Below are 23,599 nucleotides of genomic sequence, written 5' to 3' on the forward strand. Positions count from 1 at the left end.
TATTAAAATATTCAACCATTCAAAAGGCCAATACAATGTTAAGCATAAAAAATTTGCATGTTAGTATTGAAGATAATCAAATTATCAAAGGATTAAATTTAGAAATAAAGCCAGGCGAAGTGCATGCAATAATGGGACCTAATGGATCAGGAAAAAGTACATTATCAGTAATATTAGCTGGACGCGAAGAATACAAAATAGAAAAAGGTGAAATTTTATTTAAAAATAAAAATTTACTTGAATTATCCCCTGAAGAACGTGCAGGTGAGGGTATATTTTTAGCATTTCAATATCCTATAGAAATTCCTGGTGTGAGTAATAATTTTTTCTTACAAACTTCAGTTAATGCAGTAAGAGCATATCGTAAACAACCAATACTTGATACTTTTGAATTTCAGGATTTTGTTGAAAATAAAATTAAATTACTTAATATGCCTAAAGATTTACTTACTAGATCAGTTAATGTTGGTTTTTCTGGTGGGGAAAAAAAACGTAATGATATATTACAGATGACTGTATTAGAACCTGAATTATGTATTTTAGATGAGACTGACTCAGGTCTAGATATTGATTCACTTAAAATAGTATCAAATAGTATTAACTCATTACGAAATAATAAACGCGCTTTTATAATAGTTACTCATTATCAAAGAATTCTAAATTATATATCGCCTAATTTTGTTCATATTTTCCATCAAGGAAAAATTATTCAATCAGGTGATTTTGCGTTAGTAAAAAAATTAGAGGCACATGGATATGGATGGGCTATTGACCTATAGTGATAAAGCTAAAAAAAAGCGTATAATAAAAAAATTAAATCAACAAGCAATAAAAAAATTTTCTTCGCTATTTTATAATAGTGAAAGGGCTAATGAAAAAAAAGCTCAAGAATATTGGAAAAAAGCAGAAAAAATAGGATTTCCAGAATTTACAAATGAAGAATGGCAATATACACCTTTAAATAAAGTACTTAAATCTAATTATATATTAGAAGATAGCAATGAATTTCATACAATTACTGCAGATCAATTAAATCAATTAACTATATCAATTGATTGTTGGAAAATTATTTTTTTTAATGGATATTTTATTTCTAATCTAAGTAGTGATAACTTTGGACCTTATCAAATACAAATTATGGATACTTTAGCACAAGTCCCAGAACCAATAATAGATAATGAAATATTTCTATACTTAACTAAAAGTCTAGCTGCCCAACCACTATTTATTAGATTAAAGTCTCATAATCATGTGAAACAACCACTTTATATATTAAATATTACATCTGGATCAAAATATAGTAATTATATTAATACAAGTCACTATTACTACCATATAGAAATAGGATCTGATTGTAAATCACAAGTTATTGAACATTTTGTTTCTATTGATGAAAAACCACATCTAACAGGAAGTCGATTAACTGTTAATATTGGTGATAATAGTAATTTTACTCATATAAAATTCAACGTTGAAAACAATAGAAGTAATCATTTTTCTCATAATGACATTTTATCAGGAAAAAATAATCAAATAAAAAGTAATAATATTTTTATAGGATCATCATTACTTAGACATCATACTAGTGTAAAATTAAATGGAATTAATAGTAGAATAGAACTAAATAGTTTATTATTACCAAAGAATAAGGAAATTTTTGATACTAGGACTTATCTTGAACATAACCAACCTTTTTGTAAAAGTCGCCAGTTACATAAAACTATAGCAATAGATGAAAGTAAAGCCATTTTTAATGGTATGATTAAAGTTTCACCAATAGCACTTAAAACAGATGGTAAAATGACAAATAACAATTTATTATTTGGTAAAAAAGCAGAAATTAACACTAAGCCACAGTTAGAAATTTATGCTGATGATGTTCAGTGTAGTCATGGTGCTATAGTAGGAAATATTGATGATGCGCAGTTATTTTATTTACGTTCACGTGGAATTAATGTTAATTATGCAAAACATATAATCATGGTTTCTTTTACCTCTGAAATAATTAAATCTATTGATAATAAAATAGTTAGTAATCAGATTATGTATTTTATTCATAAACGATTATCAGGGATTTAATATGACATATTCAGTTACAGCTATAAGAAAAGATTTTCCTATGCTATCAGAAAAAATCAAAGATCAACCTTTAATTTATTTAGATAGCGCAGCTAGTGCACAAAAACCAATACAAGTAATAGAAAAAGAAAAAGAATTTCTTTATCATCATTATTCTACAGTACATAGAGGTATCCATAGCTTAAGTATAGAAGCAACTACTATGGTAGAAAATGTTCGACAGCAAGTTGCTAACTTTATTCATGCTTCTAGTGCTGAGGAAATTATTTTTGTTAAAGGAACTACTGAAGGTATAAATTTAATTGCTAATAGTTATAGCAAATATTTTCTAAAATCTGGTGATAATATTATTATCACTCAAATGGAACATCACGCTAATATAGTTCCTTGGTATTTACTAGCTAATCAGATTGGTTTTGATATTCGTGTATTACCAATTAGTGATGACGGAAAGCTAATTGTTGAATATTTAGATAAATTAATTGATAATAGGACTAAATTATTTGCTTTTACTCACATGTCTAATATTTTAGGTACTGTTAATCCAGTAAAAAAAATTATTGCATATGCTCGTAAATGTGTAGAAAAAAAAACAAAAAAACTTCATATTATGTTAGATGGAGCTCAAAGTATTATACATCAAATAATTGATGTACAGGATTTAGATTGTGATTTTTACGTCTTTTCTGGACATAAACTATATGGACCTACTGGCATTGGTGTTTTATATGGTAAAAAAGCATTATTAGATATTTTACCACCTTGGCAAGGTGGTGGAGCAATGATAAATACAGTTAACATGACTTTATCTAATCCATCAATTATTGATATTACTTATGAAAAATCACCGTGGAGATTTGAAGCAGGTACACCTAATATCAGTGGCATTATTGGTTTAGGAGAAGCATTACGTTATATTAATAATATTGGATATAAACAAATATATAATCATGAAACCACATTAATGCAATATGCTATCAAACGTTTAAGTACAGTCAATACATTACGACTCTATGGTCCCAATGAACGTCAGGGTGTTATTGCCTTTAATTTAGGTAATCATCACGCCTACGACATAGGTAGTTTTTTAGATAATTATGCTATTGCAATACGTACAGGACACCATTGTGCATTACCATTGATGAAATTCTATCAAGTAAAAGCTATGTGTAGAATCTCTTTGGCTCTTTATACTACTAAAGAAGAAATTGATTTTCTAGTAGAAAAACTTCAATATATTGAAAACTTACTAAGTTAATCTGTAATAATACAGAATATAAGATAAAATTATGTCAATTTTACCTGATGAAAATAAATTATTGAATAATTTTTCACGGTGCTTAAACTGGGAACAAAAATACTTGTATTTAATTGAATTAGGAGAAAAATTATTACCATTAACTGACATGCAAAAACAGAAAAAAAATCAAGTTTTAGGATGTCAAAGTTTAGTATGGATTGTTATGGAACCAAATAATGAAGAAAAAATGATATTTTTTGGTGATAGTGATTCTTCTATAGTAAAAGGTTTAATAGCATTAGTAATAATTATTTTTCAAAATAAAACAGTACAACAAATTTTAACTACGGATAGTAAAATATTTTTTCAAAAGTTATCATTAGAACAACATTTGACTCCATCAAGAAATCATGGTTTGCATTCTATAATTAAAACAATTTATCAGCGAGCTGAAATTTATAAAATAAATAAACTAAACAATGAATAAGCTTTTAATCTATTAAATATTCAAAGTTATATTTTCTCATATGAGAAGCTTTATAAATTTTTAGGAAAAATTGATGAATATGGTTTTATTTTTTATTAGTTTATTATTTTCAAGTAGTATAATTTTTAATTTTGGTATTGCTGAATATTCTTTGCCGTCTACGAAGTCACGTTTAATTGGAAAAAACAAACAATATGTAGTACCAAATGATCGCCCTCCATTAGAAGAAATAGCACGTAAATTCAAAATAGGGTTACTTGGGATGTTAGAAGCTAATCCAGGTATAGATCCTTATTTACCTAAAGCTGGTATAAAATTAATAATTCCATCACAAATGTTACTACCAGCAACCAAACGTAATGGCATAATTATTAATTTAGCTGAATTAAGATTATATTTTTTTCCAAAAGGAAGTAATAAGGTTATTGTTTACCCTATTGGCATTGGTCAATTAGGAACTAATAATACACCTATAATGATAACAAATGTTAGTCAATTAATTAAAAATCCAACTTGGACACCAACTTCTAATATACGTAAACGTTACGCTGAAGATGGTATTATTTTACCCCAAGTATTACCTGCTGGGCCTGATAACCCTATGGGTTTATATGCATTAAGATTATCTTACGATCAAGGTCAATATCTAATTCATGGTACTAATACTAATTTTGGAATTGGATTACGTATTACTGCTGGTTGCATTCGTTTAAGACCAGATGATATGGAGAAATTATTTTATTCTATACCAATAGGAACTAGGGTACAAATAATTAATGAACCAATAAAATATTCTAAAGAGCAAGATGGTAGTTATTATATAGAAGTACATCAACCTTTATCTACAAGAGAATCTGATGATCCACAGATCATGCCATTAATATATAGCAAAGAATTTAAAAAATTCTTACAACAAGCAGAAATTGATAAAGAATTAGTCGACAAAACTATAGCTAGACGTTCAGGAATGCCTGTAAAGATAAATAAGATTAAATTGAATCCTAAAAATAATAATAGAAAAAATATAATAAAAAAAGTAACCATATATAATTAACAAGGCACCTATTTTTGGCGCCTTGTTAATTATATATGGTAATCAAAAAGAAAAAACTATTGGATTACTTTTTATATTTACGTACTTGATTATCTAACCGTTGATTAGCCCGGATAGCTTCATCATTAGTCATTTGTATATCAGTACGTAATGATTGAACATCATTAGATAGTTGCTCAACCTTACCGTTCAAAGTTTGAACATCTGAAAATAGTTTGTTAATTTGGCTACTTGTTGAACAACCTGCCAAAAGACTGGAGGCTAGAACAATAGAGCTAAATACAACTTTAGTACGATTCATTATATTACCCTCTAAATTTAGTTAATCGCTAAGTAATAAAGTAAGTATTAGAGGTTTTCCTGACAAAATACAAAACCAATTTCTGTTTTTAAATTTGAATAATTATAATATTTCAAATTTAGGAAAAATACTTACTTATCATTATGCTAGTACTTAATCAAAATATTTTCTATAAAAATGTACTAAGTTATTTAATAAAAAACAAATTTTTTATTCTTATTATATAATATATATAATTAATTATTACATATTAAATATAAGATATATAATAAAATGTTATGATAACAGAATAGTTATAGAAAAGTAATATATAAATCACAATATTAATTAATACTATTAATATTACTATTATAAAATATGAACAGATGATGTATTTGTTGTACCAGTTGATACTAATGCACCGGACACCATAACTACAACATCATTAGTTGTAGCCATATTATTTCTTAAAGCAATTTGTTTACCAATACGATAAAAATCATCAGTAGAGGCAATTTCTTTAACTAATTGAGGGATAACACCTTTAACTAATAACAATTGACGCGCAGTTTCTTCATTGGTTGTTAAAGCTAAAATCGGTGCTGTTGGAAAATATTTACGTACTGATTTTGCTGATTTACCACCATAAGTAGCAACTATAATTAATTTAGAGTTTAATTTTTCAGCCATTTCAATGGCACCACGACAAACTGCCTCAGTAATACGTAACTTTTGATTTATTTTACTATTATCAATACGACTTGCCATAACACGATCAGTACGATCACAAATCGTAGCCATAATTTTTACTGCTTCAATAGGATATTTTCCTTTGGCACTTTCACCAGATAACATAACGGCATCAGTACCATCTAAAATAGCATTAGCTACGTCACCTGCTTCGGCACGAGTTGGGCGAGGATTTTTAATCATAGAATCTAATAATTGAGTGGCAGTAATAACTATTTTTCTAGCAGCGACACATTTTTCAATCATCATTTTTTGTGCAAAAATAACTTCTTCAACAGGAATCTCTACCCCAAGATCACCACGTGCTACCATAATTCCATCTGAAGCTTCTAAAATTTCATCAAAATTATTCAACCCTTCTTGATTTTCAATTTTAGAAATTATTTGAATATTCTTATCACTATGTTGTATTAGATGATTACGAATTTCTTCTACATCAGCCCGTTTGCGTATAAATGAAGCTGCAATAAAATCAATACCTTGTTGATAACCAAAAATTAAATCTTGTTTATCTTTTTCCGATAACGCAGGTAAACTAATGAAAACTCCTGGTAAATTAACCCCTTTATTTTCACCTAAATCACCATTATTAAGCACTTTACAATATATATTATTACTTTTAATAAATAAAACTTCCATACTAATTAAGCCATCATCAATCAAGATAATATTACCTGGATGAAGATCATTAGTTAATCCTGAATAAGTAACTGCAACTCGATCATGATTACCAATAACTGAAGTATCAGTAGTTAAAATAAAATTCTGACCAGTAATTAAGGATACTTCCTTACCTTTTTTAAGATACATTGTACGAATTTCAGGCCCTTTTGTATCTAATAATATAGCTGCTTGTTTATTTTGCTCTATACAAACACTACGAAGATTTTTAATACGTTGACCATGTTCCTCATGATTACCATGAGAAAAATTTAATCTCATGACATCCATACCAGCATCTAACAATTGTGATAATATTTCTTTAGATTCAGTTCTTGGGCCAATAGTACAAACAATTTTAGTTTTTTTCATAAAAGTTATTCTGTAATTAGCTAATATATATTATATCACTAATTTTTTATTTTTAATAAACTTATATATTATAATAATAACTACAATAATACTGATTATAAATAATAAGCAAAAAAACAATTATTAATTTTAATTTAAATATTAATATTCTGTGATATTATATCATCATATGATATAAGTAAATATTGTTTTTTTATTAAATGTATTAAAAAATAGTTTACTGTAAAAATTTTTAAATTAATTTTTTTAAATAATACAATAAAAACACTAAATAAATAAATAGAAAATATTTTTTTTAAAACAGTTTTTATCAATTTTATTTACAACATACGATAAAAATATTTGTAATGTAATATTAAATATATAAATCTTATTTATTAAGATATCAATACAATATAGTCATATAATGACATAATTTTTGTTATTAATTATTTTAAAATTTAAATATTTTTATTTAAATAATTTACAGATTAAAATTATATTATATATTAATATATTATAAAATATATAATTTTAAAATTTAATTTTTAAAAGGAAATATAATGAATATAATTGAAAAAATTAAACATCAAATAGAAAAAAATCCAATTATTATATATATGAAAGGTTCACCTAAATTTCCAAATTGTGGTTTTTCAGCTCAGGCAGTAAAAGCGCTTTCTGCCTGTGGTGAACGATTTGCCTATGTAGATATTTTATTAAATCATGACATACGTACTGAATTACCTAAGTATGCAAATTGGCCAACATTTCCACAGTTATGGATTGATGGAAAATTAATTGGCGGATGTGATATTATCACTGAAATGTACCAAAAAGGTGAATTACAAAAATTAATAATAGAAACAGCTAATAAATATCGTAATTTAAAAGAAAATGCCAATAAATTAAATAATTGATTTTTAGATCATAAACACTTAGAACAATAACAAATAGTTGTTATTGTTTATCTTTTGTTTACTTATAACTATATCTTCATTTATAACTATTAATCATTTACTAATGGCCAACCACCTAATTTTTTCCATCTATTCACAATCTCACAAAATAATAATGCAGTTCTATCAGTATCATAAAGTGCGCAATGTGCCTGTTTCCCATCAAAGGGAATTCTGGCTATATAACAAGCTTTAGCTAAAATAGTTTGTCCAAAAACTAGTCCACTAAGTGTCGCGGTATCAAAAGTAGCAAATGGATGAAATGGATTATGTTTTAAATTTGTTCTTTGAGCAGCAGCCATGAGAAAACTATGATCGAAATTAGCATTATGAGCGACAATAATAGCTCTATTGCAATCATTATTTTTAATTCCTTGTCTAACTATTTTAAAAATTTCATGTAGAGCAGTGTATTCATCTACAGCATTACGCAAAGGATTAGTTGGATCTATACCTGTAAATGCTAATGCAGATGCCTCTATATTTGCACCAGCAAATGGTAAAATATGAAAATGAAGATTATCATCAATTTGCAACCAACCATCTTGATCCATTTTTAATGTCACAGCTGCAACTTCCAATAAAGCGTCTTGTTGTGCATTAAATCCACCAGTTTCTACATCTATAACAACAGGATAATAACCTCTAAATCGAGTTGCTAGTTCATTAATACTATTTTTTTGATTAGACATTTATTTTAAAGCTCTATATTGTAAAATGAAATAAGATTAGATATGAATATTACTTTTACAATTAATTATATTTAATATTCATTATTTTGATAAATTTGTGGATTAAATATTGAAATTAAAAATATATATTTACTGGCATATAATCATAATTAATTTTGTATAAAATTATTTAATGATCATTAACAGATGATAGGTAAATTATAAAAAAATCAATATCGTATACTTATTTATAAAAATATTTAATTAATAATTAAAAGTATTGATTAAAATTTTTGAATAATATTAAATTTTAATTTATATAATTTAAATTAATAAACCACAATCATACTAAACCAAATATTTATATTATATATATTTTTTAAAATAACACATGTTAAAAAATACTATTAGAAATATAAATAATCATATTAATCAATTTTAAAAATAATAAAGTACAACATACAATATTGTATTATGTTATTCAATTAACTAATAATTAAAATTAAATATGATTACATAAAATTATCATAATACTAAATATCAATTCATAAAAAGTAATAATTTTATTATTAATATAATACATAATTAAAATAACAAATGAATCATTATTAATTTAATTATGAGTAAATAATCAACTATGTTATTTTATATTATAATATGTGTAAAAATTATTTTTTTAAAAGTTAAAATAATTATCAATTTTTATTTTAATAACAAAATTATTTTAGGATAAAATAGTTATGAAACAAAAAATTAAGATTATAATTGTAGGTGGGGGAGCTGGAGGATTAGAACTTGTAACTAAATTAGGCAATACTTTAGGACGCAAGAACCAAGCTGAAATTATATTAGTTGATCATAATAAAAGTCATTTATGGAAACCTTTATTACATGAAATTGCATCTGGCTCTTTAGATGATAGAACTGATACTTTAAGTTATTTGGCTCATGCATATGATCATTACTTTCATTTTCATTTAGGCAAATTAATAGATATTGATCGTAAAAACAAAACTATTAGGCTTGCAGAAATACATAATAAAGAAGGAAAATTATTAGTTCCAGAACGACAATTAAAATTTGATATTTTAGTTATAGCATTAGGTAGTGTATCAAATGACTTTAATACACAAGGTGTAAAAGAAAATTGTGTTTTCTTAGATAATCCCAAACAGGCATATTATTTTCATAATACTATATCAAACCTATTTCTAAGTTACTCAGTAAACCATCAACTAAATAATAAAATCAATATTGCGATTATTGGTGGTGGAGCCACAGGAGTAGAATTATCTGCTGAACTTTATAACACCATAAATCAATTAATTAATTATGGTTTTAATGGATTAAACAAAAAATCACTTAATGTCATTTTAATTGAAACAGGAGAACGTATATTACCTGCCTTGCCAATACGAATATCTATAGCTGCTCATAATGAATTAGCTAAATTAGGTGTTAGTATTTTAACTAATACTATGGTAACTAGTGTGGATGCTAATGGTATTAATACAAAATCTGGAGTAAAAATTAATGCAGATCTTATAGTTTGGGTTGCTGGCATAAAAGCACCTAATTTCATGAAACAAATTGGCGGGCTAGAAACAAATAAAATTAATCAATTAATAGTCAAATCAACACTACAAACCACACTTGATAATTCTATTTTTGCTATTGGAGATTGTGCCTCTTGCAGTAAAAAAGATGGTGGATTTGTGCCACCAAGAGCACAAGCAGCTCATCAAATGGCTGCATTATGTTACAATAACATTGTAGCATTAATTAAACAACAAGAGTTAAAACCATATAAATATAAAGATCATGGATCTTTAATATCATTGTCAAGTTTTAATACCTTAGGTAATTTAATGGGCAATTTAGTATGTGGGGATATGATGATTAAGGGCAAATTAGCTCGTATGATTTATATTTTATTATATCGATTTCATCAAATAGCGTTACATGGCTATATTAAAACTGGTTTAATGATATTAGCAGGTAGCATAAATCGTATTATTAAACCTAAAATAAAATTTTACTAAATCATATAAAATAAAAATAAGTAAATAGATTTTTAATAAGATTTTTACTATTATTTTATATTTATAAAGATTCACTTAAAGATACCATTAAATACTATTAAACATAATTATGTTAACTTAATTGTTTAAATGAATATTAATAGTTAATAATTAGAGAACATAAAACAATAATAATTTTAGTATTACTGAATATTAATTTTTACAATAAATTTAAATTAACTAAATAATAAAAGAATTTTCCTATATATTTTGCATGATATTAATCATTACTTAAAAATTAAAATTAAATGATACTTTAAATGAATTAATTAATATATAAATATAAATTTATATGATAATAGTTGTTTTAAGTGTTATTTAAATTATTAATAAGTTATTTTTTAATTTAATAATTTTTAATTAGATAGGAGTAAATATTTTGATAAAAATACTTGATTATTTTAATCATATTATTTGGGGATATATATTGATTTATTTACTACTTGGTGCAGGTATTTATTTTACTATAAGCATGGGTATTATTCAATTTCGTCATTTTATGCATATGTTTGCTGTTCTAAAAAATAGTAATAAATCAGATAATTCAGGTATATCTTCTTTTCAAGCTTTATGTACAACTTTAGCCGCTAGAGTTGGAACAGGAAATCTTACTGGTGTTGCTATTGCATTAACTACTGGTGGTCCTGGTGCTATTTTTTGGATGTGGCTTGTAGCTTTAATTGGTATGGCTACTTCATTTGCAGAAAATACATTAGCACAATTGTATAAAATAAAAGATGATAAAGGAAATTATCGTGGAGGGCCAGCTTACTATATGGCTAATGGTTTAAAAATGAGATGGATGGGGATACTTTTTTCTATTTTTCTTATAATTGCTTTTGGTTTAATATTTAATTCAGTTCAAGCTAATTCAATTGCTCAGGCAACATTAGTTGCTTTTGGTTTTAATCCATGTTATGTGGGAATTGTTCTTGCTATAATTTGTGGAATTATCATTTTTGGCGGACTACGTTTTATTGCGCGAATAGCAGAATTAATTGTTCCTATAATGGCAATAGCATATTTAATATTAACATGTTGTATAATGATAAATAATATTGATCGGTTACCTGGTGTTTTTTTATTAATTATAAAACATGCTTTTGGATTACAAGAAGCAGTAAGTGGGATAGTTAGTTATAGTATTACACAATCTATGATACAAGGAATACAACGAGGTTTATTTTCAAATGAAGCAGGTATGGGTTCAGCACCAAATATAGCAGCAACAGCATCACCTTATCCTCCACATCCTGCATCACAGGGATATGTACAAATGTTAGGTGTATTTATGGATACCTTGATAATTTGTAGTGCGACGGCAATTATTATTATTTTTTCTGGTATTTTAAATAACACTGGGGAAACTAATAGTATTAGTGGTATCGAATTAACACAGAGAGCTCTTTCTTCAGCTGTTGGTGATTGGGGGGCAATATTTATTGCAATAGCTATTTTTTTCTTTGCTTTTACTTCCATTATTGCCAATTATGCTTATGCGGAAAATAATATGATTTTTTTATATAAAAATCATACAGCTGGATTATATATTCTTAGAATAGCTACTTTAAGTATGGTAATTTTTGGTTCAATAGCAGAAATGCCACTAGTATGGAAATTAGCGGATGCTTCTATGGGATTAATGGCATTAATAAATCTTATTGCAATACTAATGCTCTCAAGTATTATCTTAAAACTTACTAAGGATTATAATTCCCAACGAAAAACTGGGAAATTGCCAATATTTAATATAAATTCTTATCCTGATATAAGAAAACAAATAAAAAATAATATTTGGAAAATATAAGTTATATTTACATTAATAATAATTAATGCTTAATTAAAAATTAATAATATAGCTTATAATATTTCAATTCAATTTTTTAAAAAATTTAAATTAGATAAAATATCCAATTACAATAAAATTTTTATAAACAAGACTATTAGAACATAATGTAATTATATAATTTATCTGGACAATTATTTATCTAAAAAAATTAAAAACTTAAATTTAAAATACATAAAATTATCAGGATTAAAGATAAATTTTTAAAACAATGACAGAAAATTTATTTATAGATAAATAATATATATCATTGGCATGATTGTGAATAATTTGACAATGACATGCATAAAAATAATTTTTATTAAAAAAGTAATAAGTCTTTATTGTATAAATATTAAAAAAACAAAATTAAGTAAAATAAGATAAATGTTTTTAGATCGATTGTATTAGCAAAATCATGAATAAACTATTTTACAAAAATAATATTATTAAATTTCCACTTAACTAAAATATAATCAAAAAATATTAAAAATTCGATATTTAAAATTAACTAAAATGAATGTATTAATAGTATTAAAAATAAAAATTATACAACAAAACTACTATTATTTAAAAAAGAGACTCCAGTAAACTTAATAAAAATAAATTAAAAATTTATATAATAAAATACTTTCATTCTAATTAAATACTATAAAATAACAAAATATCAGATTTTTAATATTTTTATAAAATGGATAGTTATATTATAAGTATATAAAACACAATATCGTTCATACTCATTAAAGAAGTAATTGTGACTACATGTATAGAGTATTAATAATATATCACAATAAATATGTAAATATAAATAGTTACGAATATAATTATAATTAAGAAAAAATACAACTGAGCTAAATAATTAATATTTTCTAAAATTAAATATTAATTTTGATTTAATCTATTCTAGATTCATATGAATAACTAAAGAAAATAATAAAAAAATAAAATTATTTTTTTGAAAATCTGGTAGTAATAATATAGGATTATTATCCTACCCGCCTGCATTATGTTTTATTTAAATATTCGTGATAAATCTCACAACTATGTTTTAAAGAACAATAAAATGTTACTTAAATATATTAATAAGATTTCATATACTATGTGATATGATCATTAATCAAATTATAAATATACAACTTTTTCATATACACTAGTAAAAATTATAATCTACAATAACAAGACTAATGTAGTATAGATTTTATCTAGATAATTATAAAGCATTATGCAATTAAATATCCCAACTTGGTTAACACTATTACGTATTATTTTAATCCCGTTTTTTGTTTTATTTTTTTCTCTTCCATTTCATTGGGCACCTTTTATTTCTGCATTTCTTTTTATTATTGCTGCCTTAACTGACTTAATTGATGGTTTCATTGCCAGACTATGGAAACAAACAACAAAATTTGGCGCATTCTTGGATCCAGTAGCTGATAAAATCATGGTAGTAACAGCATTAGTTTTAGTAACAGAATACTATCATACCTGGTTAGTTACATTACCAACTATCACTATGATTGCACGTGAAATTATTATTTCTTCATTTCGCACATGGATGATTAAAGAAGGAAAAAATAGTTGCACAAATGTTTCTTGGATTGGAAAGTTTAAAACTGCAATACAAATGATTTCATTAGTTGGATTATTATGGCATCCTAATATATATGTTGAAATAATTGCTATTATATTACTTTATTTTGCAGCTATTTTAGCATTTTGGTCTATGTTTAAATATTTATTTGCAGCTTGGAAATATTTTAATATAGTTTAATTAAAAGAATTAACAACAATAATAATAATTAATAAACAATAGTATTGACTCAATAAAATAAAGAAGTAAAATACAAAATAAAATAATGTAAATTTAATATTTCTATAAAATATAATTAAAGTGCGGGAATAGCTCAGCTGGTAGAGTACAACCTTGCCAAGGTTGGGGTCGCGAGTTCAAATCTCGTTTCCCGCTTTAATATTTTTTACTAGTGGTATTTGTAAAAACAAAAAAAAGGCGCGATGGCAGAGTGGTCATGCAGCGGACTGCAAATCCGGTCACCTCGGTTCAATTCCGAGTCGTGCCTAGCTATTTTATCTTATAATACGCTTATTTATAAAGAGCCCAGATGGTGAAATTAGGTAGACACTAGGGACTTAAAATCCCTTAGCTTAAAGGCTGTGCGGGTTCAAATCCCGCTCTGGGCACTAAATATAAATATATGTCATTAATCAAAATGATATTCTTTTAATTATATTTTTAAAATACATAAATATTTTTAAAAATTAAAAAATAAATAATAATAGCAATTAACTACTTTATTAAAAAATAAAAAATTATTTAAATTTTAAATTGACAAATAATTATCTAGTTATATTTAATAAATATTTTTATAATAAAAATTAATTTAAATTTATTACTTCTCTTTAAGAGAATATAGATGAACATCTAATTGTGGAAATGGAATGCTAATATTATGTGCGTCTAATTGTTTTTTAAAATTTTCCATTAAATCCCAATAAACATTACGGGCATCTATATTAGTAGTCCAAAAACGGACTATAAAATTAAGAGAATTAGGCGCCATTTCATGTAATCTAATAATAATACCTTTATCATGTTGAATACGATTATCAATAGCAACAACATCACCTAATATTTTTTTAACTTTATCAATATTAACATTATAAGACACACTAACTATAATTTGAGTACGCCTATTCGGTAGGCGAGAAGTATTAATAATGTTATTATTAATTATTTTACTATTTGGTATAATAATAATACGATTTTCATTAGTCCTTAATGTAGTTGATAAAATCTGTATATTCTCAACAATTCCTTCTACTGAATCTAAAATTACATATTCTCCTGATCGTAATGGTTTGAAAATAACTAATAATACCCCAGCAGCAAAATTAGATAAAGAACCTTGTAAAGCTAATCCAATAGCTAAACCTGCAGTACCTAAAACAGTAATAATAGAAGCAGTTTGTATACCTAACTTACCTAATACTGATATTATAGTAACTGCAATTATTCCATAACGAATAATTGCAGATAAAAAATTACTAACCGTTTTATCTATAATATGTAATAACATTAATCTATTAGTGATATTAGAAATCCATCTAGCAATAATTAAACCCCCCAATAAAATAAATAATGCAAAAAAAATATTTATAATATATTCAATTAAAATATTATGACGATAAATAAACCAAGTTTTTAATATTTCTATCATTTTTACTAATATCATATTATTGTCATTCATATTTATGATCTCTATTAATAAATTAAAAATTTATTTTTTGGTAAAATTTATATGATTTTAGATAATCACTGACATTAAAAATATTTTTTAAATTACATTTACATTTAAAAAAATTCAATAAATTCAATGATTGAAATTAGTTACATCTTTTATATCAATTAAACCTTTTTATATTTTAAATAATTAATTTAAATTATATTATTAAATATATTGCTTTTAAAAATATAATATTATTTAAAAATGTATTTTTTTAAATACTACTTAAAAATAATAATCAGATAAATGATAAATTTTTTATCTTAAGTATTTAGTTAACCATTAATTAGTTTACTATATACATATAAAAGCTATCGTCATACTATAAAATTATTATTTATTATTAATTTTTATAAGTTAATTATTTTATTTAATAATAAAATATAATAAAGATTTGTTTTTATAAATAAATATCCAAAAATTTTTCTATATAAATACTTTATATTAGTAATAAATACTTATGTATTTTTAGTTATGTTAATATATATTATACTTTACAAATATTTTATATGTAATATCAAAAATAACTTTAGAAAAAGTTATCATGATTATGTAAAAATAATAAAAAAAAATTAGATAAACTAGTAATTATTTATTGTAATTGTAAAATTAGTTATTCATTTCAACTTTTTCTATAATTTAACTGAATACAGTAGTCAAGCATAATTTTATCATCTATCAGCAGCAAAAATAATCTTATTAATAGATTTATAATTTATTTTTAGTAATTTTTATAAAAAAATCTAAAATGATTTATATCATATATATATTTTACATCTTATTAAAAAAATAAAAATGACTAATTTTTATTATAAAATTAAATTATGCAATGATCGATATTAATGATACTTAATCACAAAATTTATTAAATATAAAAACATCAAAATAATATTGTTTTTATTTTAAATCAATAACTATGAGAATTTTTCTCTAATAATTAGTTGGTAAATTTTTTAAGAAATAATAAGGTGAACTTATCATGACACAAGATGAATTAAAAAAAATGGTTGGCTGGGCAGTATTAGAGTATATAATGCCTAATACAGTAGTAGGTGTTGGAACAGGTTCTACTGTTTCACATTTTATTAATGGTTTAGCAACACGGAAGCATTTAATTACAGGTGTAGTGTCTAGTTCATCTTCATCTACTTATAAATTAAATGAATTATCTATCCCTATTCTTGATAGTAATTACGTCAATAATATTGATATATATATTGATGGTGTAGATGAACTTAATCCATCTTTAATGATGATAAAAGGTGGTGGTGGGGCATTAACTCAAGAAAAAATTATAGCTGCTATGGCTAAACAATTTATTGTTATTGCTGATAAATCTAAGTTAGTTAATACGTTAGGTGGATTTCCATTACCAATAGAAGTAATTCCAATGGCACGTACTTATGTATCACATCAACTAATTAAATTAGGTGGAATACCGAAATATAGAAAAAATGTAATTACAGATAATGGAAACATTATTATTGATGTGCAGAATTTAAAAATTCTAGATCCTATTAATTTAGAAAATAAAATTAATACTATTCCTGGTGTAGTGACAGTAGGTTTATTCGCTAATCGACCAGCAGATATTGCATTACTAGCTACTCAATATGGAGTACAAAAATTAATAGCTATAAACTAATATAAACTAATAATTTTACTATCCTAAAATCAAATTTTCTTTTGATAAATAAATATTACTACTCACTTTAATATAAATAATTTAATAAAAAATCATATTTATTTTAAAATAATAAAAAATAAGAAGCCTATAAAGTTATATATTATATATAATATATAAAATAATAAATAATATTCATTATTAATCATTCTAATATTAATTATATATTTTACTATTTTATAATATAGTTTTTATTATAAATATATATTTATAATAAAAAATTAAATATTCTTTTAATTTTAATCCATAATATAACTTATGATAATTGTTAAAATAATAATTAAATAAAAGATTATTTTTGTTAATTTCTGTTCATATTATAAATTTAAAAATTTAATTAAATCTTATTAAATTATATTTTATATATTTTTTATTTATTACGAATATAATGCTAATATTATTAGCATTGATTTAATATATTAATAAATTACTATTCAATACAAATTGATATCTTATGCTATTAATAAAAAATAATTGAATTGATAAATTTTCGTAAAAAAATAGCTTTTTATAAAAATAAAATAAATACTATTGAATAATAGTGTTAAGTATTTAATGGTAATAATAGATAAAATTATGGATTCAAGGTTATGCAAATAATTATTATTGGGGGTGGTATAACCGGAGCTTCATTAGCACTTGCTATTTCTAAATTAAGCAAAGAGCAAGTTCAAATTTCATTAATTGAAGCAATAGAACTTAACAAAAAAAATATGCATTTTAATAATAGAACAATTGCATTGTCTTATGGAACTTGTCAACAATTTAATCAAATTGGTATATGGGATGGATTAAAAAAATATGTAACTCCAATAACACATATTCATATTTCTGAGTATGGTCACGCAAGTATACTTAATATAAAAGCTAAATATTATTCTATACCAGCATTAGGTTATGTAATTAAATTATCTGATGCAAAAAATTATTTATTTGATCAGATAAAAAAAACACCAAATATTACGTTATTTTGCCCTGAAAAAACAATAGATATTATACGTACCATCAATAATGTATCTGTCAAATTAACAACTAACAAAATTCTAACTGGACAATTATTAGTAGCCGCCGATGGCAGTAATTCAATCATACGAAAAATAAGCAAAATTGACTGGTACAAAAAATCATATGAACAATGTGCAATTACTGCTAATATTTTAACTAGTGCTTTACCTAAAGGACGAGCTTTTGAACGTTTTACTCAATTTGGTTCATTAGCAATATTACCTGTATCTAAATACTGTAGTTCATTAATTTGGTGTTATCCATTAAAAAATAAACAACATATTATGCAATTGGATAATGATGAATTTGTAATGGAATTACAACAATATTTTGGGTGGAGATTAGGTGAAATTAAACTTATTAGTAAACGCTACTATTTGCCATTATTTCTATATCAAGCAAAAAAAATTATTAGTCATCGCTTAGTATTAGTTGGTAATGCAGCTCAAACCGTACATCCTATTGGCGGACAAGGGTTTAATTTAGCTATGCGAGATATTATGATTCTTGCTGATATAATTAGTAAAACAGCTAATAATAGAGAGGATATTGGTAATTATTCTGTTTTAATAAATTATCAAATAAAACGTAATAATGATCGTCAAAATATCATAAAAATAACAGATAATTTAGTACGTTTATTTAATAATAAACATATTATTTTTATTATTTCTCGTAATATTGCATTAATAGCAATGGAAATCTTAAAACCTATAAGTAATATTTTAATTCGTAAAGCAATTAGGTAATAAATTTATCTATAACTATTTAATTTAATAAGGAATATTTTATTATGCAATCATTTGATATAATTATTATTGGTGGAGGGATGATTGGACTTTCACTAGCTTGTGGATTACGTAATTGCGGCATGAATATTGCCATTATTGAAAATTCTTTAAATAAAGATGAATTTGATCAAAAAAATGAGCCAGAATCAAAAGTTTCTGCTATTAATTTAGCGAGCCAAAAATTACTAGATTATTTATCTGTTTGGCAAATAATAATACAAAAAAAAATTGGAATTTTTCATCAAATTAAAGTTTGGCAAAAAGATAGTTTTGGATATATTAAATTTAATGCTAATGATTATTATTTACCACATCTTGGTCATATTATTAAAAATTCTACTATTGTAAGAATATTATGGCAACAAGTAAAATTAAGTACAGACATTACATTATTTACAGATAATAATGTGAAAACAATTATGTGGGGGGATAATGAAGTATTTATAACATTTGATAATGAGCAAATGTTGACAACAAAGCTAGTTATTGGAGCTGATGGTGCTAAATCATGGTTAAGAAAACAAGCTGACATCCCAATTAAATTTTGGAATTATGAACATACGTCGTTAATAGCTACCATTAAAACTGAAATACCTCATATGGATACTGCTTTGCAAGCATTTAATAATTACAGTATTTTAGCATTTTTACCGCTACATGATCAGTATATTTGTTCAATTGTCTGGTCATTACCAACAATTCAGGCACATAGATTAGTTAATTTAAAAGTTTCTGCATTTGAAAAAGAATTAAGTGTAGCTCTAGATATGCGGCTCGGATTTTGTCAATTAATTAGTGAACGTCAAATTTTTCCACTTATTAGTCAATATGCTTGTAATTTTGCTAAACAACGTATTGTTTTAATAGGTGATTCAGCTCATACAATACATCCACTAGCTGGGCAAGGTGTTAATTTGGGATTCATGGATGTTGCTGAGTTAATTGGACATTTACGTGATTTAAATATCAAAGGCAAAGATATAGGACAGTATCTTTATTTACAAAGCTATGAACGCAAACGTAGATACAGTACTATGTTAACATTATATAGTATACAAATGTTAAAAAAAATATTTAATGGTAATAATGTAATAAAAAAAATAACTTGTGATATTGGATTATTATTAACTAATGCAGTACCAGGAATAAAACTAAAGTTAATTAACTATGCTTCAGGATTACATGATATTCCTGAATGGTTGGCAAAAAATGATAAATTAATTTAGTACAAAATTATTTAAATATATTTATTTAATATTTAAAACTAATGAAATACGTAAAATTTTTTAATTAAATGTCTAGTTTTAAGGTTATTTTTATTTATTTAATATTATATATTTTATATTACTTAAAACAATCTCATTGCTACATGTTTTTATATTTATAATAATTCAAACTCATTTATTATTATATAATTTACGATATTACATCATAAGGTAATGGTTGAATTGTTAAATTGCTTGTTTCCACACCAGGAATACGAAAAGTACTTTTTATAGACATATCATGATTCATAATAACTTGTACACTTATAAAGTTATTAGTTAATTTAACTGCTGCTAAAATTGTACCAATACTTCTCCAGCAGTTATTACCTATTTTCCACTCAATAGGTGATCCAATTTTTGGAATTATATTTGATATACCTGTTAACCAAAACATAGAACGTTTATTTAAACCGCGATATTTTACACGAGCTATTATTTCTTGACCACTGTAACAACCTTTTTTAAAACTAATACTAGATTTTAATGCTTGTAAATTAACTGCTTGAGGAATAAATTTCTGACTGTTTTCAATATCAATATTAGCGAATCCAGAGGCAATATCAAAAGATAACCATTGTTGACTATTTCCATGTTTTGGAAAATCTTTTTTTAAAGTAAGTGCTGTATTACTATCCGTAATAATTAAGAATCGTTCATAAGGTAAATTGAAATATAATAAAGTAGTTTTTTTTAAATGTATTATTGGATTTTCCAAATCTGGTAACTGAGAAAAATAGTTACTTAATTTATTACAAGCTTCTTGGCCTATAACACCTAATAAAGTGATATCATGCTGTTCTCGGATTGTTATTTGAGAAAAAACTGCGTATTTAGTTAATTCATATAATTGTTTAGCAGCTACACTAGTTCTTAAAATATAAGCAAAACCTTTTTTATAATAAAATAAACGAATAATACTTAATATTTTTCCATTAGCATCACAATGGGCGGTTAATATATGTTGTTGTCTAGTTAATTTTGTAATATCAGCAGTTAACTTTCCTTGTAAATATTGCACAACATCAATGCCAGTTGCAGTTATAAAACTCCAATCATTGAGTAATAGCAAAGTTAATGGATATTGATTATGTATTTCATAATTCATCTTTGTGCTCAATTTATTTAAATTAAGTAAAATATTTAATATTAATTAGTTTAATATTTGAATATAAATCATCTAAAAAATTTTTACATTAAATATCTAATATTTTGATTATTAATTAATATCTTAAAAATCATCGTATAAATTTGCTTAATATAATATAATCTCTTTAATTTAATCAAACATCTTCCTAAAGACTAATTAATATTTATCAAAAATATTAGTATTAAATTATATATTTTAATTTTAAAAAATATTTTTGAAATATACTTTTGCAATAAAATTATATGTATTGATATAAGAAATATAAAAATAATTTAATATTATTAATTAAATTAAAATAGTATTTTAAAAATATATTTGATATTACCTGATTTAGAAAGATTTTTTTTAATTAACTATAATTTATTAATAAAATCATAAATGTGTTAATAACAATTTTATTAAAAAAATTCCAAACTCACTATATTTAACATCATTAGATATTATAAAATGATTTATTTATTAGGTCGTAATGCTGGAAATAATATAACATCTCTAATAAAATGACTATCTGTTAATAACATAATCATCCTATCAATACCAATACCTAAACCAGCTGTCGGTGGTAACCCATGCTCTAAAGCAATAATATAATCATTATCAAAAAATATAGATTTATCTTTGCTGTTATTTTTTTTAAAAACTTGTTTAGTAAAACGTTGTGCTTGATCTTCTGCATCGTTTAGTTCAGAAAAACCATTACCAATTTCATAACCACCAATAAAAAATTCAAATCGATCAGTAATAAATGGATTTTTATCATTTCTACGAGCTAACGGCGATACTTCTACTGGATATTCAGTTATAAATGTAGGTTGAATTAAACAATTTTCTACTAAATTTTCAAAAATTTCACTTTGTAAACGACCTACTCCCCATTCTTTTTTTATCTTAATATCCATACTATTTGCAAATATTTCCAATTTAGAAATATCATCTAAATCATTCAAAGTTATTTTAGGAGTATATTTGATTATTGCTTCTTTCATAGTCATCCTAATAAAAGGAATTTCAAAATCAAACAAATATTTTCCATATTTTACTTGAGTTGTACCTAATACCTCTTTTGTTACCACTTTAAATAATTCTTCAGTTAAGATCATAAGATCTTTATAATCTACATATGCCATATATAGTTCCATCATAGTAAATTCTGGATTATGTCGCGCAGAAATACCTTCATTACGAAAATTACGATTAATTTCAAAAACTCGTTCAAATCCACCAATAACTAAACGTTTTAAATAAAGTTCTGGTGCAATACGAAGATACATATCAATATCTAATGTATTATGATGTGTAATAAATGGCTTTGCAGCTGCACCACCAGGTATAACTTGCATCATAGGTGTTTCAACTTCTATAAAATCTTTTTTGATCATGAAGTTACGTAAAGCTGATAATAATCTTGAACGAATCATAAAAATATTACGTGATCTATCATTAACAATGAGATCAAGATAACGTTGGCGATAACGAATTTCTTGATCTATCAGACCAAAATATTTGTCTGGTAAAGGGCGTAATGATTTAGTTAATAAGTAAACTTCATAACAATAAATTGTTAACTCATCTGTTTTAGTTTTAAATAATTTACCTTTAACACCTAAAATATCACCAAGATCCCATTTTTTGAACTGTTTTTCATAAAAACTCTTTGACAAATCATAACATGAAATATAAATTTGAATACGACCACTCATATCTTGTAATGTGGCAAAAGAAGCTTTACCCATTATACGTCTAGTAATCATACGTCCTGCTACAGAAACGTTAATATTTAATTTGTCAAGTTGTTTTCTATTTTTATCATCATATTTATAATGTAAATTACTAGATAAACTATCACGACGAAAATTATTAGGAAAATCATAACCATGACGCTTTAATTCTACTAATTTTTCTCTACGAGTTTTTAATTCATTATTTAATTCGATTAATTGTTTAATATCCTGTTGTTGAGACATT

The 23,599-nt window shown here is 24.4% G+C and carries 18 protein-coding genes and 3 tRNA genes; 15 read left to right on the forward strand and 6 right to left on the reverse strand.

Annotated features, from left to right (window positions below; all coding sequences use genetic code 11):
* Positions 1 to 35: 35 nt before the first annotated feature.
* The 5 genes from sufC (at position 36) to AUT07_RS00440 (ending at position 4,860) form a co-directional block, all read left to right on the forward strand.
* A complete protein-coding gene (gene sufC / locus AUT07_RS00420; protein WP_066284137.1) occupies positions 36 to 779 on the forward strand; it encodes a Fe-S cluster assembly ATPase SufC in 744 nt (247 codons plus the stop codon).
* A complete protein-coding gene (sufD, locus tag AUT07_RS00425; RefSeq protein ID WP_236860973.1) occupies positions 751 to 2,079 on the forward strand; it encodes a Fe-S cluster assembly protein SufD in 1,329 nt (442 codons plus the stop codon). The genes sufC and sufD overlap by 29 nt, the downstream gene beginning before the upstream one ends.
* Before the next feature lies 1 nt (position 2,080).
* Positions 2,081 to 3,337 (forward strand): cysteine desulfurase SufS, encoded by a 1,257-nt coding sequence (gene sufS / locus AUT07_RS00430; protein WP_066282695.1) that lies wholly within the window; start codon positions 2,081 to 2,083, stop codon positions 3,335 to 3,337.
* Positions 3,338 to 3,368: 31 nt separating this feature from the next.
* A complete protein-coding gene (gene sufE / locus AUT07_RS00435; RefSeq protein ID WP_066282698.1) occupies positions 3,369 to 3,806 on the forward strand; it encodes a cysteine desulfuration protein SufE in 438 nt (145 codons plus the stop codon).
* 73 nt (positions 3,807 to 3,879) lie between these two features.
* Positions 3,880 to 4,860, forward strand: coding sequence for a L,D-transpeptidase family protein (locus AUT07_RS00440; RefSeq protein ID WP_083495536.1), 981 nt, complete (start codon positions 3,880 to 3,882; stop codon positions 4,858 to 4,860).
* Positions 4,861 to 4,924: 64 nt separating this feature from the next.
* Here the strand turns inward: AUT07_RS00440 and AUT07_RS00445 are convergent, their stop codons facing one another.
* Together AUT07_RS00445 and pykF are read right to left on the reverse strand one after the other, a co-directional pair.
* Positions 4,925 to 5,161, reverse strand: coding sequence for a major outer membrane lipoprotein (locus tag AUT07_RS00445; protein ID WP_066282699.1), 237 nt, complete (start codon positions 5,159 to 5,161; stop codon positions 4,925 to 4,927).
* A gap of 348 nt (positions 5,162 to 5,509) precedes the next feature.
* Positions 5,510 to 6,922: a pyruvate kinase PykF gene (pykF, locus tag AUT07_RS00450; protein WP_066282702.1), complete on the reverse strand. Its 1,413-nt coding sequence runs from the start codon at positions 6,920 to 6,922 to the stop codon at positions 5,510 to 5,512.
* Positions 6,923 to 7,464: 542 nt separating this feature from the next.
* Here pykF and AUT07_RS00460 point away from each other — a divergent pair.
* Positions 7,465 to 7,821, forward strand: coding sequence for a Grx4 family monothiol glutaredoxin (locus tag AUT07_RS00460; protein WP_066282707.1), 357 nt, complete (start codon positions 7,465 to 7,467; stop codon positions 7,819 to 7,821).
* 89 nt (positions 7,822 to 7,910) lie between these two features.
* On the opposite strand, the gene rnt is transcribed toward AUT07_RS00460, so the two are convergent.
* Complete coding sequence (rnt, locus tag AUT07_RS00465) at positions 7,911 to 8,552, reverse strand: ribonuclease T (protein ID WP_066282710.1); 642 nt, start codon at positions 8,550 to 8,552, stop codon at positions 7,911 to 7,913.
* Between the two features lie 719 nt (positions 8,553 to 9,271).
* On the opposite strand from rnt, the gene AUT07_RS00470 reads away from it, so the two are divergent.
* The 6 genes from AUT07_RS00470 to AUT07_RS00495 all read left to right on the forward strand — a co-directional run bounded on the left by AUT07_RS00470 (position 9,272) and on the right by AUT07_RS00495 (position 14,636).
* Positions 9,272 to 10,573, forward strand: a complete 1,302-nt coding sequence (locus AUT07_RS00470) for an NAD(P)/FAD-dependent oxidoreductase (protein WP_066282712.1) — start codon at positions 9,272 to 9,274, stop codon at positions 10,571 to 10,573.
* Positions 10,574 to 10,991: 418 nt separating this feature from the next.
* Positions 10,992 to 12,419 (forward strand): alanine/glycine:cation symporter family protein, encoded by a 1,428-nt coding sequence (locus AUT07_RS00475; RefSeq protein WP_066282714.1) that lies wholly within the window; start codon positions 10,992 to 10,994, stop codon positions 12,417 to 12,419.
* Between the two features lie 1,240 nt (positions 12,420 to 13,659).
* On the forward strand, positions 13,660 to 14,208 hold the full coding sequence (gene pgsA, locus AUT07_RS00480) for a CDP-diacylglycerol--glycerol-3-phosphate 3-phosphatidyltransferase (RefSeq protein ID WP_066282716.1): 549 nt from the start codon (positions 13,660 to 13,662) through the stop codon (positions 14,206 to 14,208).
* Between the two features lie 122 nt (positions 14,209 to 14,330).
* A tRNA-Gly gene (locus AUT07_RS00485) sits at positions 14,331 to 14,403 on the forward strand.
* 41 nt (positions 14,404 to 14,444) lie between these two features.
* Positions 14,445 to 14,515 (forward strand) — tRNA-Cys (locus AUT07_RS00490).
* Positions 14,516 to 14,551: 36 nt separating this feature from the next.
* Positions 14,552 to 14,636 (forward strand) — tRNA-Leu (locus AUT07_RS00495).
* A 209-nt stretch (positions 14,637 to 14,845) separates the two neighbouring features.
* Here AUT07_RS00495 and mscS read toward each other — a convergent pair.
* Positions 14,846 to 15,673, reverse strand: coding sequence for a small-conductance mechanosensitive channel MscS (mscS, locus tag AUT07_RS00500; protein ID WP_395496602.1), 828 nt, complete (start codon positions 15,671 to 15,673; stop codon positions 14,846 to 14,848).
* 1,045 nt (positions 15,674 to 16,718) lie between these two features.
* Between mscS and rpiA the strand changes: the two genes are divergently transcribed.
* The 3 genes from rpiA to AUT07_RS00515 all read left to right on the forward strand — a co-directional run bounded on the left by rpiA (position 16,719) and on the right by AUT07_RS00515 (position 20,445).
* The gene (gene rpiA / locus AUT07_RS00505) at positions 16,719 to 17,384 is read left to right on the forward strand and encodes a ribose-5-phosphate isomerase RpiA (protein ID WP_066282726.1); all 666 of its coding nucleotides are present in this window, start codon (positions 16,719 to 16,721) and stop codon (positions 17,382 to 17,384) included.
* Positions 17,385 to 18,013: 629 nt separating this feature from the next.
* Complete coding sequence (ubiH, locus tag AUT07_RS00510; RefSeq protein WP_066282728.1) at positions 18,014 to 19,177, forward strand: 2-octaprenyl-6-methoxyphenyl hydroxylase; 1,164 nt, start codon at positions 18,014 to 18,016, stop codon at positions 19,175 to 19,177.
* Positions 19,178 to 19,221: 44 nt separating this feature from the next.
* Positions 19,222 to 20,445, forward strand: coding sequence for an FAD-dependent monooxygenase (locus AUT07_RS00515; protein WP_066282729.1), 1,224 nt, complete (start codon positions 19,222 to 19,224; stop codon positions 20,443 to 20,445).
* Positions 20,446 to 20,635: 190 nt separating this feature from the next.
* On the opposite strand, the gene ygfZ is transcribed toward AUT07_RS00515, so the two are convergent.
* A complete protein-coding gene (ygfZ, locus tag AUT07_RS00520) occupies positions 20,636 to 21,592 on the reverse strand; it encodes a tRNA-modifying protein YgfZ (protein WP_066282730.1) in 957 nt (318 codons plus the stop codon).
* A gap of 494 nt (positions 21,593 to 22,086) precedes the next feature.
* On the reverse strand, positions 22,087 to 23,598 hold the full coding sequence (gene lysS / locus AUT07_RS00525; protein WP_066282731.1) for a lysine--tRNA ligase: 1,512 nt from the start codon (positions 23,596 to 23,598) through the stop codon (positions 22,087 to 22,089).
* Between the last annotated feature and the right edge of the window lies 1 nt (position 23,599).

The sequence above is a fragment of the Candidatus Arsenophonus lipoptenae genome (assembly GCF_001534665.1).
Taxonomy (GTDB): Bacteria; Pseudomonadota; Gammaproteobacteria; order Enterobacterales; family Enterobacteriaceae; genus Arsenophonus; species Arsenophonus lipoptenae.

What these genes read in the sequence shown, in the direction of transcription:
- sufE (WP_066282698.1), top strand. Translation starts at nt 3,369, where the DNA reads ATGTCAATTTTACCTGATGAAAATAAATTATTGAATAATTTTTCACGG.
- AUT07_RS00515 (WP_066282729.1), top strand. Translation starts at nt 19,222, where the DNA reads ATGCAATCATTTGATATAATTATTATTGGTGGAGGGATGATTGGACTT.
- AUT07_RS00470 (WP_066282712.1), top strand. Translation starts at nt 9,272, where the DNA reads ATGAAACAAAAAATTAAGATTATAATTGTAGGTGGGGGAGCTGGAGGA.
- rnt (WP_066282710.1), bottom strand. Translation starts at nt 8,552, where the DNA reads ATGTCTAATCAAAAAAATAGTATTAATGAACTAGCAACTCGATTTAGA.
- AUT07_RS00445 (WP_066282699.1), bottom strand. Translation starts at nt 5,161, where the DNA reads ATGAATCGTACTAAAGTTGTATTTAGCTCTATTGTTCTAGCCTCCAGT.
- AUT07_RS00460 (WP_066282707.1), top strand. Translation starts at nt 7,465, where the DNA reads ATGAATATAATTGAAAAAATTAAACATCAAATAGAAAAAAATCCAATT.
- AUT07_RS00440 (WP_083495536.1), top strand. Translation starts at nt 3,880, where the DNA reads ATGAATATGGTTTTATTTTTTATTAGTTTATTATTTTCAAGTAGTATA.
- lysS (WP_066282731.1), bottom strand. Translation starts at nt 23,598, where the DNA reads ATGTCTCAACAACAGGATATTAAACAATTAATCGAATTAAATAATGAA.
- rpiA (WP_066282726.1), top strand. Translation starts at nt 16,719, where the DNA reads ATGACACAAGATGAATTAAAAAAAATGGTTGGCTGGGCAGTATTAGAG.
- mscS (WP_395496602.1), bottom strand. Translation starts at nt 15,673, where the DNA reads ATGATAGAAATATTAAAAACTTGGTTTATTTATCGTCATAATATTTTA.
- sufD (WP_236860973.1), top strand. Translation starts at nt 751, where the DNA reads ATGGATATGGATGGGCTATTGACCTATAGTGATAAAGCTAAAAAAAAG.
- sufS (WP_066282695.1), top strand. Translation starts at nt 2,081, where the DNA reads ATGACATATTCAGTTACAGCTATAAGAAAAGATTTTCCTATGCTATCA.
- pgsA (WP_066282716.1), top strand. Translation starts at nt 13,660, where the DNA reads ATGCAATTAAATATCCCAACTTGGTTAACACTATTACGTATTATTTTA.
- pykF (WP_066282702.1), bottom strand. Translation starts at nt 6,922, where the DNA reads ATGAAAAAAACTAAAATTGTTTGTACTATTGGCCCAAGAACTGAATCT.
- sufC (WP_066284137.1), top strand. Translation starts at nt 36, where the DNA reads ATGTTAAGCATAAAAAATTTGCATGTTAGTATTGAAGATAATCAAATT.
- ubiH (WP_066282728.1), top strand. Translation starts at nt 18,014, where the DNA reads ATGCAAATAATTATTATTGGGGGTGGTATAACCGGAGCTTCATTAGCA.
- ygfZ (WP_066282730.1), bottom strand. Translation starts at nt 21,592, where the DNA reads ATGAATTATGAAATACATAATCAATATCCATTAACTTTGCTATTACTC.